Below are 14,125 nucleotides of genomic sequence, written 5' to 3'. Positions count from 1 at the left end.
TCTTGATTTTATATGACGCGATTATGTGGGCGTATCCTGATGCTACACCCAATAAAGACTTTGTGCTAAGAAACGATGGGAATGGTCCATATATTGAAAAATGGAATTTGAGAGCGCCTATTCCGACGGAAGAGGAGCTGCAGTTGTGGTGGGAAGAATCAAAAAAGAGTCAACTTTATCCACCGCCGAGCTTAATAGAATCTCTCGGACGGCAGCTGACAGAGGAGAGGCTGGCGCGAAAAGCCCTCGAGGAGTCATACAAACTCATGGGTGAGGAACTAGCAAAGCTTAAAATTAAATCGCTTCAATTGAAAGGGGAGCAGAAACAATGAATTTTTGGGTGTGGGCACTTTACTATAATTGGGCCACAACAGACATGGTGAAACAAGCACTCTATTATAAAGACTGTACCGCAGAAGACTTCAAAGATGGGGTAGATAACAGGCTTGTGTCACCTGAGCAATATAAAGAAATCTTTAATAAAGAATACCCGCCGGAAGCCGTCATATAGGCTTTTTTATTTTGCCTTTTAGGGGGTGATCTATGGGCGCGTGCTTCATCCGTTTGATTAGCCAGATTAAAGAGATATACAAAAACAGAGGAGGATGAACATTGGCTAAACACAATTTTTTGTTTCCGTTGGATGCTGATTCAAGACCAGGTGCGGTGAAACCATTTCGGGAGGGGGATACGGATTTTACAGTTCCTAATATGGATGTCAGCGGCGGCGCAGAGCTGCTTACCAATCTGCCTCTTAAAGCTACAGAGGTTTATAACCAATATGGCCAAGACCGGCTGGGAGATGTACTTATTTCTAAAGTGAGGGGCCATGCTTTTGCAGATAAAGCTGGGTCATTATATGTTGAAGAAAGTGACGACGGGAATTCTTGGTCCACAGTGAAATCTATCGATGTAAAAGAACATGAGTTAGGTGACACAGGATGGGTTTATCTATCCAAAAGGTATTATCGTTTTCGATATGTTAACGGCAACTTGGAACAGTCTGATTTTGCCCTATATCAATCACTTGGATCAGGTGAACAGGATGTCCGGGTTTCAGGAGGATTTGAGGCGCCTTCTTTAGACATTCCAGCTGATGGTCTCCCTGTAAAAGCACTGAAAACTATTACTTCAGAAAGCTTTTTAGAAGAACAGGTAATCAAAGCAGGAGATTCTATCTATCTAAATATTGATGCGACAGGTCATCAGCTTGGACTCGCGATTTATCTTTATGAAAAGACGAATCTGAGTGTTCGAATGACTTACATTATCCCGGGAACAAGCAACTATACACTGAAGGGTTATGAAGATGTCATTGTATTAGAAAATAATGACCGAGACGCTCAGAAGGTTGATCTATTAGCCGCCTCTCCGAGGCTTATGTTGACCAATAACGGAGAAACAGACGTGAAAATTAAAAACCTTGTGGTTACTCATTTCTTGTAAGATCGCGCCGTAAAAAAACGGTATTTTTATTTGCCTCGGAGGAGGTGAAAACGATGTGAGAACGGGAGGATTAAGGGAGATGTCGCAAACAAACGAATACGAAGTTTTTCAGAAAGAGATTAAAGAGATCAAGGCGGATCAAAAAACGCTTGAGAAACGTGTCAGCACCCTGGAAAGAACTTCTGAACGCCATGATCAGCAGATTATCTCTATCAATGAAAAACTGAACAAGATCGAGGAAAACACAACTTGGATTAAGCGCAGTATCACTGGCGCAATCATTACAGCGGTCAGCACCGGCATCATCGGCGGCGCAATCGCTGTTTTTTATAATCTACTGCAGAAATAAGGAGGAAAGCACAATATGAAAAACTTAGACAAAGGCACGGTCATCAGGACGGTGCTTCTTTTTATTGCATTGGCAAACCAAACTTTGATCATGTTTGGAAAGTCAGCTTTGCCGATCAGCGAAGACCAGGTCAACACGTTGGCAGATGCTTTGTATTTAGCTGGCTCTACGATTTTTACAATCGTCACGACGTTGGTCGCTTGGTTTAAAAACAACTATGTTACCGGTAAAGGTAAGCAGCAAAAAGAACTTCTGAAACAAAAAGGATTAACAAAATGAGGTTGCCGGCAGGCAGCCTTTTTTATTTAAAACAAAATAGGAGGGGTTCAAATGGTTAAAGTCGTGAAAAACTTTGTGAAAGTCAATCAATATACTCGGCCAGGGTTGAAAATGTCAGGAGTAAAAGGAATCGTCATGCACTGGACGGCAACGCCTGGCGCGTCCGCACTGAATGAGCGTAACTATTTCAATGGCACGTGTATTGCGGACAAACGATACGCGTCAGCCCATTATTTTGTGGACCGTAAAGAAGCGCAGCACATCATCCCTGAAAATGAAGTTGCGTACCATGCACATGATAAAAACCGCTGTTATGTGAGTTTCCTTAAACCGAACGCTAACACAAAATCAATTAGCGTTGAAATGTGTGTTGAAAAAAACGGGCATATTCACAGTGAAACGGTTCAAAATGCTGCTGAATTGGTCGCCGATCTGTGCAAGCGTTACGGCCTTTCTACAGACAAGATCGTGCGGCATTATGATGTGACAAATAAAAGCTGCCCGACTCCCTGGGTGAGGGATTCAAGCCAGCTGGCGGTTTTTAGAAAAAAAGTCGATGCCTTGCTCGGAAATAAAACTGTATCAAAGGCAACATCATCCACGAGCCAGTCAAGCAAAACCACAGGGATTATCCTGAATAAAGGGTCGTCCGGTTCCAAGGTCAAGGCGCTGCAAAAGCGTTTGATTGCCACTGGCTTCTCACTGCCGAAATACGGGGCCGATGGGTCTTACGGAAATGAAACGGTGCAAGCTGTCAAAGCTCTGCAAAAGAAAGCAGGTATCGCGGTGGATGGAATTTACGGACCGGCTACAGAAAAGGCGCTTGCAGCTATTGAAGCGAAAAAGAAAAAGCCTTCCTCAAACGGCAAAAAATCATTCTGCCCGCTGCCGTCTGGCATCTATAAGGTAACAAGCCCGCTGATGAAAGGAACGGCTGTCCGGCAGATTCAGGAGGCTTTAGCTGCCCTCTATTTCTATCCGGACAAAGGCGCCAAAAATAACGGCATTGATGGTTATTACGGGCCGAAGACGGCGAATGCGGTCAAACGGTTCCAGCTGATGCATGGGCTGTCTGCTGACGGTATTTACGGGCCAAAAACGAAAGCAAAACTCGAATCATTATTGAAGTGAAGACAAGGTCTTCTATCTTGAGGACCTTCTTATACTAACCTTTTATCAGATAGAAAATTAAAAGTTTGTAAAATTCTTAAAAACAGTGGTTCCAAATAGTTGGTTTATATGTTAATATATTACTTGTAAATATAAACTATAGGAGGTTGTTTTTGGTATGAAAAGTATGAAGGCTAGGGTGTTAATGGTTCTTTCAGCATTTGCACTTCTAACCACAGTAGTATTGACTACGCCAGCGGCTACCGTACAAGCAAAAAATGCAACAGAAAGTTTGATCAATCATCAAGAAGTTAGCAATGTCGTGCAAAATGTTGATGAAAAAGACATGGAAAAAGCGAAAAAGTTTGTAGAAGAAGCATTGAAAACCAATGAGGATTTTACATATTCTGTAGACCGTCAAAAAGCACTCCAAATTGGTTTTTCTGTAGATCAGGTAACAAATATGGCGATGTTTTATGAAAACTTGCCAACAGAACAAGTGAAATTTTTAGAGGAAGGGAAACAGGTTGCGGTAAAAGGCGATAATCAAATCAAGCCTATGTTTGTGCCTGCGTTACCTTGGGTTGTTTACATTTCATTGCAAGAATTAATCGCACTTTTGACAGCACTTGGATTAGCGGGAGTGGCACAACAGTTTTTAAAAGATGTTTATACACATGGGATCAAACAAGCATGCAAAAAGTTTTCAAAGAAACATAAGAAGATTAAAGACTTCTGTAAAAATAATGGATATCCTACGAAGTAAGAAAAGCTCCTGGAAATATTCCAGGAGCCTTTTATAAATAAATCGTACAAAAACCCGCAAAAACACCCATTACGAAGTAATCGTTACCATCTAATTTCTTACCGTTTTTAACAAATACATTTAAAGCCCAATTCAATTTTGTACCATCAGCCGTTTTTGTAATCAATTTTTTGCTGATACTGTAGTACATTACTTTGAAGAGGGCGAATGCAATTGTACCGAACAAATAGAACAAGATAAACTTACCAAAAAACAAAAGCATTGCTGGTCACTCCCACTTTTTGAATTCTTCAACCAACAACTTGATTTTACCAAAAATGTTTATAATAGAAAAGGAGACGTTTGTAACATCTTCATCTGCGAAAGGAGGAATTTTTTCGTGACATCTGTATACTTAACTTGAAGCTGGCCGAAAAAAATATCGGCCATATGATGAGTAGAGTCCTTCAGTTGTGAGAAGGATCTATTTTATTTCCACGCCTACAACATCCTCAAATTTAATGATTCGTATCTCCTTTTGAATCCACGACATCGAAAGTTTTCTGCTACTGGTTTATGTAATGGATAGGGCCCTCTATTTGAACGATCTCCCCGGTTTACGGTCCGTCCAACAATGATAGCGGCTTAAATACAGAAAACAAAACCGGATTATTAAACATTCCCTCGCTCATGATGTTCATCTCCTTGAAATGATTAAACAGGAACTTTTGTTCCGTTTTCACTAAAAGATCGGTTACTTTATTCAATTGTTAAAGAGTTGGTGATCTACATTTTCTCAGCTAATTGTTGCTCTTGGTCATTCCGTAAAGCAAGACGAGAGATTAAGCTGGCACAAGTAATCAACGACTATTCTGTTTGCCATTGGTTAATCATAATGATATACAATCAATAGTATTTTATTTTGAATATATAAATTGAGCACGGCGTTTTAGTTGTTCAAATGCTTCTTCAAAAGTTTCGTTACTAGATAGCATTGTGAGTATAGACATACCACCGCTGCTTTGTATGTTGTGTTTTTTCATAGTAATATCTTCTCTTTTAAATCGAGCATCCCTTATACTATCAGAGTATCCTTCTTTTAAAATAGAGAGTATCTTACTCATATATTCAAATAGCTTCTTACTATAGTTGATTACTTCATCATATTTTGGTATTAGACCCTTATGAGTAACATCATTTCTGAATTTAACCAAATCATCATGTAATTTAGGAGGTGCTTGTTTAAACTCATTTAAATATAAAAAATAAAATGCTCCCAATTGTCTTTCCGATTGGACTTTAACCAATTTCCATGTTTTCTGAAATTCGTCGAAGTCTATTTGCTTATGTTCAATTATTACCCTAATAAAAAACTCATAAAAACGTTCTAACGATGCCGCAAAACTTGTAACGGCCTCTCTTGGATAACCATCTATAAGAGCCATTGCTCCCATTTCAAACAACAACTCAAATTTTTCCTGACCTAAAAGCATGGTTACTTCATGACCTTTACTGCAAGTATATTTATAAATACCTTCATCAGTAATTTCTTGAAATGAAACATTATGATTTTGAACGCCTTCAAATGCACATTGATTACAAAATCCAACCAATATCTTCAAGATTTAACCCCTCTTCCATATTTGTTTATTCTAATTTTATACTATAAACAAAGAATCTTCTTCACCTTTGTTTATAGTCGGCTTTTAACTCTGCTAACAATCATATTACGAAAAATCGTGAATTTGATTTTTTAAACCGGTGATGTAAGGAAGAAATTTTTGATCCTTACAATGTTTAAGCGTGAGACGTTAACTGTCTCACGCTTTTTGTTTGTAAAATCATCACGTGGGAATGTGCGATATGTGAAAATTGCTTATTGCGTTAATAAAGAGAAAGGAGGCATTAAACGAGTCTCTTTCTTTAATTTTAGAATGCAGAACATTTATTTGAATGAATTTTCAAGATTAGACATTGCTTTTTCAAATGCAGCTTTTCGTTTTTTATCTTCGTAATCTATACGTTCTAAAATTCTTGTCCAATAAATATTCCCGGTATCAGCGTATCTTTTTGCAGTTTCCCTCCAAAGAAAAGCTTCAGCTTCTTCTAAGACAATTATGTAGCGACTTCCCATACGAATATGAGGCATACCTTCCTCATGAATTAAATTGGTTATTGTGGATGGGCTTGTCCGAAAATACTTAGCAGCTTCTTTAATCGTTAAGTTAGTGCGTCCCATATAATTTTCTTTAGATGTCGCATTCTTTATATCTTGGACAAATACTTCTAACTCATCCCTGATAATTTTTCTAAGTGCTTCTTCAATCATGGTCGGCTCCTCCTTAGGGTTTCTTAAATTTTCAACGTCTTTAAAAGCTTTTGCAACGTCCCATTCATCATCAGGATCAGTCCAACCAAATTCTTTGTAATGCATAATTGTAGGCCTGATCTCTTCTTCAAGAAAAAGAACTTTACTTTTGACTCGAAGATGAGGCATGGCTCTTCTTCGCATTAAATCACCTAGAGTAGAAAGACCTAAACCGGTTTTTTTCGAAACCTCTTTCATGGTGAGATAAGATTTGAGTTGCTTTTTTTGATTCTCGACTGAAAACGATTTAACCATCATAGAAACTTCTTGGCGGAACATAGATCTTATCGAAGTTTCATACAAGCCTTCAACCGTCATACGAAATTCACTCCTTTCTTTTATAAAAATTCTTTTCGGAGTGTTTGACTCCTTGAATTCGTTAAATTCTTCACAAATTTTTTGTTTTTTCATTTGCGTAAAAGCAGGATTGATTGTTTTAAACAAATTAAAAACACTCACCCTTTAGAAATAGGGGAGTGTTTGTTGTTAATATTGAATTGAAGTTAATACACCGTCTTCGAAGTAGAGATATTTGTTTCCTTTGTAGACCCATTGCTCGCGTTTACTATTACTTGAGACAGTTGTGTTAATATCGATTGGCCGACCCCATCCTTCAGTTAACACTTCTTCAGTAGTCATACCAATTGAAACCTCTTTCGGATTGGCCGTTCGATCATTCATAGCGTCAAGCTTTTCGTTCTTTTCTTCTTCTTTTCTTTCTTTTTCATCAAGAATTTCCTGTTCTTTTTTCGCGGATTTCAACCTTTTGTCGTTCATCTCTTTGAATTGTTCTATTTTTAAATCATTATGATTTTCCATATAAACAACTTTATCTAACATGGCACTCATATAAGAATAGTCATCGTAAGTACCTGAATGTGTTTCTTTTAATTCTTTTTCCTTTTTATAAACAGATGCAATAAAATAATAATCTTTTTCAAAGACGTTCCTTAAATCGCTTGTTTCTTTAATGACTTTATCGTATTCACCATCTTTTATAAGCTGAATAAAACGTTTATCTTTATCAGTCAGCTTATGCGTTTTAATTTTCTTCTCTTTTTGATTCGATGTTGTCTTAGTTTGATGAACTGCTTTTTCTTCCTCAGGCTGTTTATTTGGGTTTGAACAAGCGGTTAATACCGTAACTACAAACATTAATGTCAATAACCTTTTCATTTTTCCCTCCATTAAATATCCTTTTATAATTATCGACAAAAATTCTTCAATACTTTAGACGTTTTGTGTGTTTTCTGGAAACCAGATTCATAATCATTTAAAGGTTATTACCCCTATTTATTGAAATGTTAGTCGTCATGCTTGTGATCTCCATCCTGCTGTTGATCACCATTCCGAATGTGACCAAGCATAATCAAAGTATTCAAAAGAAAGGATGCGAAGGATTAATCAATATGGTTCAAGCGCAAATTACAGCCTATCAGATGGATCATGACGGGAAAACGCCGAGCAGGGCGGAACTTGAATCTGAAGGTTACATGAAGAAGAACTTAAAGTGCCCGAATGGGAAAGCAATTAAAATTTCAAACGGGAAAGCACTGGCTGATTGACGGTTATGAATCAAAAAGGATTTACCCTTTTGGAAAGTTTAACTGTATTGATGATCGGTTCCATTATGCTCACTCTTCTTTTTGCTGTACTGCCTCCCATTTATGAAAAAAGAATCGTTCAGCACTTTGTCTCACAGCTTGAAGAGGATTTGCTTTACGCTCAGCAGACAGCTCTCGTCCGCCATACGACGGTTAAGGTGCAGTTTGACTTTACCGGCTGCCGTTATATCATTAAGCATTCGGACGATGGTTCTTCGCCTGAGCTGGTCAGGACATACAGTTGCAATATCGCATTCAAAAAATCGACGCTCAAACCAACTCTTACTTTTAATCCAAGCGGAGTTCCGAATCAAGGAGGAAAAATCGTGATCGATACACAGCACGCCTCTTTTACACTGACGATCTATTTAGGAAGCGGAAAGATTAATGTGCAAAAAGAATAGAGGCTTTACAACAGTTGAAGCTGTTTCCGCATTCGGCATATGGGTCATGATCACCATGTTATTAATTCCTATGGTTCATCAGATGTCATTGCAGCGTGAGGCGTCCGAAAAAGAAGAAGAGGCATATCGCATATTGGATGAAAAGATCAGCCGCTACACGCTGAACGGACAGTTTCAGCCTATAGAAACTGTGCTTTACCGGAATACATCTTACTTTATTGAATGGAAGGAGAAGGGAGATGATTATGAAGCATGCATCTCCATTAAAAAAAGAGACAGCCAAAGGTATTGTTTCACCATTTTGCGGGCAAAGGGGATTTACCCTTCTTAATGTTCTGGTTTCCTTAATGGTGTATATGTTCGTTGCAGGTACGATGGCCTCGATATTTCATCTGTTTTTATCCCCGGAAAGAAACGGTGCGGATATTCACCCGCGTGAATGGACGATTACGGCCGAGCAGATATTGAAGGAGTGCAGAAATTCGCTTGACATTAGAGCAGCCGGCGATCATCAGTCATTGGCAATGACAAACCGTCAAGGTGACATCGTTCGCTATGAACAATATCAGACAGTTATTCGAAAAAGAGTCAATAGAAAAGGTCATGTACCGCTTTTACAACATGTCAAACAAATGAGGTTTGTGATTGAAGATCACCTGCTGATCCTTGAAGTGACAAGTCTAAGCGGAAAGTCATACCGTACGTCCATTCCGCTCTATCATATGTAAAAGGTGATCATGTGAAAAATTCAAAAGGATTCATTTATCCCGCTGCTGTTTTCACAGCTGTGATTTGCATGCTCTGCGCGAGTCATTCAGCTACTTTATTAACGAATCAACAAACGTTTGCACAGCAAACAAAAGAATTTTACATTCAGCAAAACCTTCTCCAAAATGGAATTCTCCATGCCTTGTCCCATATTCACGAAGAGTCAAAAGAAAAAATTCAAAAACAGCATGGCTTGATATCGTATACTGTCAGCCCGGCTCATCAGCAGCTCAAACGAGTTAAGATAGAGGTAACGACAGCTTCCGGCACAGAAACGAGTGCTGAATTTCAATATGATTTGAGAAATCAGAAAATCACACAGTGGAAAGAATATTAAAAATTGTGTGTTGGAATCATGAAGAATGTATAAAAAAAGATTCGCGTGACAACACTTCAACTGACAGAACTCCCAAAGAGGTGATGCGATGAAAACGAACGATTATGTTAAATATATGACGGAACAGCTCGTAAAATATATGGACACGCCTAAGCAGGAAAGAAAAGAAATGAAAGAAAAACGTAAAGAGTCAAAGCCGCCGTCCAGGATATATCAATGGTTCGGCATTCTTCCCCTTGGCTGTATCATGTTTTTTAAACGGCATAAATAAAGACAAGCCGCTTTGCACTGCAAAGCGGCTTATTTATATTCTTCCACAACGACGACTTTATTAATTTTGTGTGTCGCAGGTTCAAATGAAATTGTGACAAACACTCCGAAATTTTTATTTCCTTCACTCAATGTGACATGGTATTGTTTGACCGCTTCATCGGCCCGCTTTCGATCCCATACTTTTTTCGTGAGGCGAACTTCTGCTTCCGGATATCTCTTTTTTGCTTCCTCAACCGCTTTTTCTTCCCACTTAGACATGCGGGCTGTTTCGTAAGCTGCCGCATGGGCATTGAGCGGCCCGATGCCGGCAAGCAGTAAAAAAGAGCATAACATGACGTTTTTCAGCACGGGTCATCATCCTTTCTATCCTATTTTTTCCTTGTCAACAGTGTTTATACAAAAATTAAGAAGAAATTGTGTACACTATAAAGAACTTCAAACATTTCAAAAAGATGAGAATTTGAGAGGTTTTTTGAGGAATTAAACGAAAATGTTCTGTAAAACGAACTTAATCGACTATTTTGACAGTTTTCAAACGGTACGCTTGTTCTATATACTCTAACTATAAAGTTCTTTAAAACGAACGAAACCGAAAGTTATTACATACTCGCTAGGAGGGTAGTCATGATCCGATTATCTCGAACTAGGAGATGCCGAAAAAGAGCCGGAAAAAACATCATCGTTTTTCAAACGCTGCTGATCATTTACCTTTTAATTGGATTGGGGAGTCAGCTGTCCCAGCATACAAACGCATCATTTCACGATGTGGAAACATACAGCATGACAATGAAAGCGGCCTCATCATTTCCTCAAGATGAGAAACAGTGGGACGGAAGCGATTTGAAGCTTCAAAAACAGACAAAGACGAAAGGAACGGTCTGTGCACCGCTGACATTGTTTGCAGAATATAAAAACCGCGGCAGTCAAATCGCCGACTCTGAATGGAAGTGGGAGCTTCATAAACTCGGTCATTCCAAAAAGCCGCTAGAGGACGGGACTGTCATCGATAAAGGCGTTTTCAAAAAAGAAGCCGAAAAGAGCATCTACCGGATTGAGTCGAACCGGGCAGCAAAAGGTGGGCTATACGCTTTTAAATTGATCAAGCCTGAAGGCCATCCCGATGTTAAAAAGGGCAAACCTTTCATTTGGTCAAATGTAATGGAGCTTCAAGACTGCAAAGAAGAAACACCGAAGCCTCCTAAAAAAGCTTCAGCAAAACCAAAGCAAACAGAACAGACTCAAACACCGCAAAAATCTAAACAGGATATAGAAGAAACACCAAAGGGCAGTGAATCCGTAGATAAAGAATATGGAAAAGAAGAAAATTCATTAGAAAGCGGGGAAGCGTCATGAAACATGTGATGAAATGGGTTAGCAATATCTTATATGTGATTATTTTCACACTCATCATCGCCGCGGTCATCGTCGTGATTTCGACAAAGTCGTCCGGCGGAGAGCCACAGCTCTTCGGCTATCAATTGAAAACGGTTTTATCCGGATCGATGGAGCCGGAGTTTAAAACAGGTTCTGTGATTGCCGTTCAAAAAGTTGAAAATCCCGGGTCTTTGAAAAAGGGAGATATCATTACATTCATGCAAGACGAAAACACCATGGTTACCCACCGAATTATCGGTATAACAAAAAATAAATCAAATCTCATGTTTAAGACAAAGGGTGACAATAACCAAAACCCTGATTCCGATCCGGTACTGGCGGAAAATGTTGTCGCTAAGTATTCGGGCATTACGGTTCCGTATGCCGGGTATTTGCTGGATTTTGCAAGTAAACCGATCGGCACAGCCATTTTGCTGATCGTGCCGGGACTCTTGTTGATTCTTTATGCAGTGATTACTGTATCCGCGGCTTTAAGAGAGATTGACCAAAAAGCTAAAGCAATTGAAGCCGCCGGCAAAGATCAATCAGTTTCCATGTAATCTTCGTTGGTCACCTGAACATTCAGGTCTCCATATATACAGATTTTCTTATTATAAAAGGAGGAGTTATCAATGGGTACAAAGAAAAAACTCGGATTAGGCGTCGCATCTGCTGCGCTTGGACTGGCATTAGTAGGAGGAGGAACTTGGGCTGCGTTTAACGACATCGAAACAACTCAAGCAACTTATGCAGCAGGTACGCTTGACTTAAATGCGAAAGATACATCTGCAAGAGTGAACTTGTCCAACTTAAAACCAGGCGACAAATTCACTAAAGATTTCGAATTCAAAAATGACGGATCACTTGCGATTAAAGAAGTGCTGATGCAGGTTGGCTACAGCAATTTCGTTGACGGAAACGCGAAAAACGGCGGAAAAAGCACAGCGGAAGACTTCCTGAAACAATTTAAAGTCAGCGTTCTGACTGTCGGAGTTGAAGGCGGAAACGGCTATCCTAAAAACATCATTTTAGATGAAGCCAACCTTTATGATCTGTACAATATGTCCGCGAAAAAAGATAAGAGCGCGTACGAAAAAGTGAAGAAAGCAATTGAGCCAGAGTTCCTGCATGACAATGGCAAAATCAATGTAGCAACAATCAACGGAAAAACTGCGCCTGAATACGACGGCATTCCGAAAGATCCATATGACTTTGACAGAGTTCAATTGGTGATTGAGTTCGTCAATGACAAAACAACAGACGCCAGCGGCAGAATGGTACAGAACAAATATCAAGGTGATTCTGTGCAGCTTGACTTCTCATTCGAAGCTACTCAATGGAACGGCTTGACAATCGACGGCAAAAAACATGCCGATGAAAAAGGTTATGTAAAAGAGAACGAAAGAGCGCACAGTGAAGATAAATAATGGTGCAATTTAAAAAACGGATCTTTATGATCCGTTTTTTTATGTTCATGAGGAATCGGCTTATTCAGCGTAAAAAATGCCAAAGGGAGTAAGATCTGTTTCCCTTACTCCTTTTCCTGTCTTTTCTTCCACTTTTGATAATCTAAAAATTCTCGAAATTGTTTTTTAGAAACCCCTGATGCCATAGCGTCACGAACTAGATTTTCCCATTCACTATCTAATTGACCATCGTATTCGGTTTCATCTTTCTCATCGAGCAGGGTATGAACCGAGACGTCCAGAACAGCGGAGACTTTTTCTAGAAATTGAATGGAGGGGTTTGTTTGCAAGTTTCTTTCTATTGAACTTAAATAAGACTTCGCTACCCCAGCCTTTTCAGCTAGTTCAGATAGTGAGTAGCCTTTTTCTTTTCGATATTGTTTAATACGCTGGCCAATCAATGTCATCACCTTCCTTTCGATATTATAGCACATTCAGAAAGGATTTATTGAATGACTTCTTTCAATTGATGCGGAAGGTTTTGCAGACTTCTTTCCCAAATTGAGAAAAATACGTATTTCCTCTGGACTAATGCCTTGTTCAAGAGCATGTTTAATCAGTTCTGTCCACTCCTCATCCAATTCTTCTTTCTCATTTTTATCTTTATTCATACATTTCCCCCCCCAAAATACTTGTTTATGTATTTCAGACAACCGTGTTGTGATAAACAAAGATAAACCCCGAGACTCAACACTTTTCCAAGCTTGTCCAAATGGTGTTACGAAAGTTTCTCTTATCTCTTTAGTTCTATTATAATTCCAGCTCTCTAAATAAAAACAAGAACGGTGTCGAATCGGAAAAATTATCCTAAATTTTTTTGTGCAGATAAAATAATCCGCCGTTTTGAACTTTAATATCGATTTTAGGCTCGTAAAGCGTTTGAAGAGCCTTTTTCTCAATTTCGTATTCCTCCGGTTTTTCTTCAGTATCCTCGTAAAATTGGTTTAAGAGTGACAGGTCGTTATTCCAACGTTTCAGGGATGCTTCAGCCCAATCAAGCGGTTCGCTTCTGGCGGCCTGTTCGATATAGCGCTCAAGCCGTTTAATGCCGCTTTCCGGCTTAATCAACGGCGACATCGTATAACAGTAGTCAGAGATCTGCGAAGAGAGCTTGCGGGCTTCCATTTGTTCTTGAAACGATTCGATCAGCTGACCGCTGATTAAATGAAGGCCGAGGGACAAAAGCTTATCTTTTTTCATGTCGGACTGGTACGAGATCGTCACGTTCATGCCGAGCCACGGTTCAAGGGGAATATGAGCTCCTTCGGAACGGATTCTCTCATAAAGGCGAATAAATTTGCCGTTCTTTTGCACTGCCTGGAAAATTTGAAAAAGTCTTGGTGATCCGAAATGAATAAACTCCCCTTCGATATCGGAAGGGGCCTCGTCTTCATTCGTGATCAGCGTGATTTTCATCGGATTCGGCACTCCGCCCGTCTTTTCAAGCCAGTGCCAGTAAAACGGCCTGTTCATGATCTGTTTATCGACCTCAACTGTCAGCTGCACGGTCATGTGGCCTGGACTTTTGTCGGTGATCGCGCAGCCGTTTGCGGTGAAAAAGCGTTCTAAAAACAGATATATTTCTTCCTGACGCATTTGATT

At 39.5% G+C, this 14,125-nt stretch carries 23 protein-coding genes and 2 pseudogenes; 17 read left to right on the top strand and 8 right to left on the bottom strand.

Going from position 1 to position 14,125, the window contains the following annotated elements:
* Window positions 1-2: 2 nt before the first annotated feature.
* From MKX80_RS13275 to MKX80_RS13240, 8 genes and pseudogenes are all read left to right on the top strand, one after another.
* Window positions 3-332 (top strand): XkdW family protein, encoded by a 330-nt coding sequence (locus MKX80_RS13275; RefSeq protein WP_268330759.1) that lies wholly within the window; start codon window positions 3-5, stop codon window positions 330-332.
* Window positions 329-511, top strand: coding sequence for an XkdX family protein (locus MKX80_RS13270; RefSeq protein WP_268320271.1), 183 nt, complete (start codon window positions 329-331; stop codon window positions 509-511). Before MKX80_RS13275 ends, MKX80_RS13270 begins: the two co-directional genes overlap by 4 nt.
* Before the next feature lie 101 nt (window positions 512-612).
* Window positions 613-1,446, top strand: a complete 834-nt coding sequence (locus MKX80_RS13265) for a hypothetical protein (protein WP_339226939.1) — start codon at window positions 613-615, stop codon at window positions 1,444-1,446.
* A 79-nt stretch (window positions 1,447-1,525) separates the two neighbouring features.
* Window positions 1,526-1,795, top strand: a complete 270-nt coding sequence (locus MKX80_RS13260; RefSeq protein ID WP_020450984.1) for a hemolysin XhlA family protein — start codon at window positions 1,526-1,528, stop codon at window positions 1,793-1,795.
* A gap of 15 nt (window positions 1,796-1,810) precedes the next feature.
* Entirely contained in the window at window positions 1,811-2,074 is a 264-nt protein-coding gene (locus tag MKX80_RS13255; RefSeq protein ID WP_326073826.1) for a phage holin, read from the top strand.
* Between the two features lie 51 nt (window positions 2,075-2,125).
* Window positions 2,126-2,839: pseudogene (locus MKX80_RS13250) on the top strand (N-acetylmuramoyl-L-alanine amidase); the annotation flags it as partial.
* A 117-nt stretch (window positions 2,840-2,956) separates the two neighbouring features.
* Window positions 2,957-3,205 (top strand): annotated as a pseudogene (locus tag MKX80_RS13245) (peptidoglycan-binding domain-containing protein); the annotation flags it as partial.
* 157 nt (window positions 3,206-3,362) lie between these two features.
* Window positions 3,363-3,950 carry a hypothetical protein gene (locus MKX80_RS13240; RefSeq protein ID WP_176277546.1) on the top strand — a complete coding sequence of 196 codons (588 nt, stop codon included), beginning with the start codon at window positions 3,363-3,365 and terminating at the stop codon, window positions 3,948-3,950.
* 31 nt (window positions 3,951-3,981) lie between these two features.
* On the opposite strand, the gene MKX80_RS13235 is transcribed toward MKX80_RS13240, so the two are convergent.
* From MKX80_RS13235 to MKX80_RS13220, 4 genes are all read right to left on the bottom strand, one after another.
* Entirely contained in the window at window positions 3,982-4,212 is a 231-nt protein-coding gene (locus MKX80_RS13235) for a hypothetical protein (RefSeq protein WP_326073823.1), read from the bottom strand.
* Between the two features lie 634 nt (window positions 4,213-4,846).
* On the bottom strand, window positions 4,847-5,551 hold the full coding sequence (locus MKX80_RS13230; RefSeq protein ID WP_326073821.1) for a hypothetical protein: 705 nt from the start codon (window positions 5,549-5,551) through the stop codon (window positions 4,847-4,849).
* A gap of 323 nt (window positions 5,552-5,874) precedes the next feature.
* Window positions 5,875-6,741, bottom strand: a complete 867-nt coding sequence (locus MKX80_RS13225) for a helix-turn-helix domain-containing protein (RefSeq protein ID WP_326073819.1) — start codon at window positions 6,739-6,741, stop codon at window positions 5,875-5,877.
* 42 nt (window positions 6,742-6,783) lie between these two features.
* Window positions 6,784-7,473: a hypothetical protein gene (locus MKX80_RS13220; RefSeq protein ID WP_326073817.1), complete on the bottom strand. Its 690-nt coding sequence runs from the start codon at window positions 7,471-7,473 to the stop codon at window positions 6,784-6,786.
* 125 nt (window positions 7,474-7,598) lie between these two features.
* Here MKX80_RS13220 and comGC point away from each other — a divergent pair, with 125 nt between their 5' ends.
* The 6 genes from comGC (at window position 7,599) to MKX80_RS13190 (ending at window position 9,681) form a co-directional block, all read left to right on the top strand.
* Entirely contained in the window at window positions 7,599-7,862 is a 264-nt protein-coding gene (comGC, locus tag MKX80_RS13215) for a competence type IV pilus major pilin ComGC (RefSeq protein WP_076793493.1), read from the top strand.
* Between the two features lie 29 nt (window positions 7,863-7,891).
* A complete protein-coding gene (gene comGD, locus MKX80_RS13210) occupies window positions 7,892-8,305 on the top strand; it encodes a competence type IV pilus minor pilin ComGD (protein ID WP_244958271.1) in 414 nt (137 codons plus the stop codon).
* Complete coding sequence (comGE, locus tag MKX80_RS13205; RefSeq protein WP_182070386.1) at window positions 8,289-8,636, top strand: competence type IV pilus minor pilin ComGE; 348 nt, start codon at window positions 8,289-8,291, stop codon at window positions 8,634-8,636. The genes comGD and comGE overlap by 17 nt, the downstream gene beginning before the upstream one ends.
* Window positions 8,545-9,033, top strand: a complete 489-nt coding sequence (comGF, locus tag MKX80_RS13200) for a competence type IV pilus minor pilin ComGF (RefSeq protein WP_326077493.1) — start codon at window positions 8,545-8,547, stop codon at window positions 9,031-9,033. The genes comGE and comGF overlap by 92 nt, the downstream gene beginning before the upstream one ends.
* Before the next feature lie 11 nt (window positions 9,034-9,044).
* Window positions 9,045-9,410, top strand: a complete 366-nt coding sequence (gene comGG / locus MKX80_RS13195; protein ID WP_234111967.1) for a competence type IV pilus minor pilin ComGG — start codon at window positions 9,045-9,047, stop codon at window positions 9,408-9,410.
* 88 nt (window positions 9,411-9,498) lie between these two features.
* Window positions 9,499-9,681, top strand: coding sequence for a YqzE family protein (locus MKX80_RS13190; protein ID WP_020452171.1), 183 nt, complete (start codon window positions 9,499-9,501; stop codon window positions 9,679-9,681).
* A gap of 29 nt (window positions 9,682-9,710) precedes the next feature.
* Here the strand turns inward: MKX80_RS13190 and MKX80_RS13185 are convergent, their stop codons facing one another.
* On the bottom strand, window positions 9,711-10,031 hold the full coding sequence (locus MKX80_RS13185) for a YqzG/YhdC family protein (protein ID WP_076793488.1): 321 nt from the start codon (window positions 10,029-10,031) through the stop codon (window positions 9,711-9,713).
* A gap of 276 nt (window positions 10,032-10,307) precedes the next feature.
* Between MKX80_RS13185 and tapA the strand changes: the two genes are divergently transcribed.
* The 3 genes from tapA to MKX80_RS13170 all read left to right on the top strand — a co-directional run bounded on the left by tapA (window position 10,308) and on the right by MKX80_RS13170 (window position 12,484).
* Window positions 10,308-11,036, top strand: a complete 729-nt coding sequence (gene tapA, locus MKX80_RS13180) for an amyloid fiber anchoring/assembly protein TapA (protein ID WP_182070387.1) — start codon at window positions 10,308-10,310, stop codon at window positions 11,034-11,036.
* Window positions 11,033-11,617, top strand: a complete 585-nt coding sequence (locus MKX80_RS13175; RefSeq protein ID WP_154997620.1) for a signal peptidase I — start codon at window positions 11,033-11,035, stop codon at window positions 11,615-11,617. Before tapA ends, MKX80_RS13175 begins: the two co-directional genes overlap by 4 nt.
* 72 nt (window positions 11,618-11,689) lie before the next feature.
* Entirely contained in the window at window positions 11,690-12,484 is a 795-nt protein-coding gene (locus tag MKX80_RS13170) for a TasA family protein (RefSeq protein WP_154997622.1), read from the top strand.
* A 104-nt stretch (window positions 12,485-12,588) separates the two neighbouring features.
* Here the strand turns inward: MKX80_RS13170 and MKX80_RS13165 are convergent, their stop codons facing one another.
* From MKX80_RS13165 to MKX80_RS13155, 3 genes are all read right to left on the bottom strand, one after another.
* Window positions 12,589-12,924 (bottom strand): helix-turn-helix domain-containing protein, encoded by a 336-nt coding sequence (locus MKX80_RS13165; RefSeq protein ID WP_006637528.1) that lies wholly within the window; start codon window positions 12,922-12,924, stop codon window positions 12,589-12,591.
* A 33-nt stretch (window positions 12,925-12,957) separates the two neighbouring features.
* Window positions 12,958-13,134, bottom strand: coding sequence for an anti-repressor SinI family protein (locus MKX80_RS13160; protein WP_154997624.1), 177 nt, complete (start codon window positions 13,132-13,134; stop codon window positions 12,958-12,960).
* Window positions 13,135-13,330: 196 nt separating this feature from the next.
* Window positions 13,331-14,119, bottom strand: a complete 789-nt coding sequence (locus tag MKX80_RS13155; protein ID WP_268316392.1) for a YqhG family protein — start codon at window positions 14,117-14,119, stop codon at window positions 13,331-13,333.
* Window positions 14,120-14,125 lie beyond the last annotated feature (6 nt).

It is taken from the genome of Bacillus sp. FSL K6-0972 (genome assembly GCF_037976035.1).
Lineage (GTDB): Bacteria > Bacillota > Bacilli > Bacillales > Bacillaceae > Bacillus > Bacillus haynesii.
This window is presented reverse-complemented; position numbering and strand designations above follow the sequence as displayed.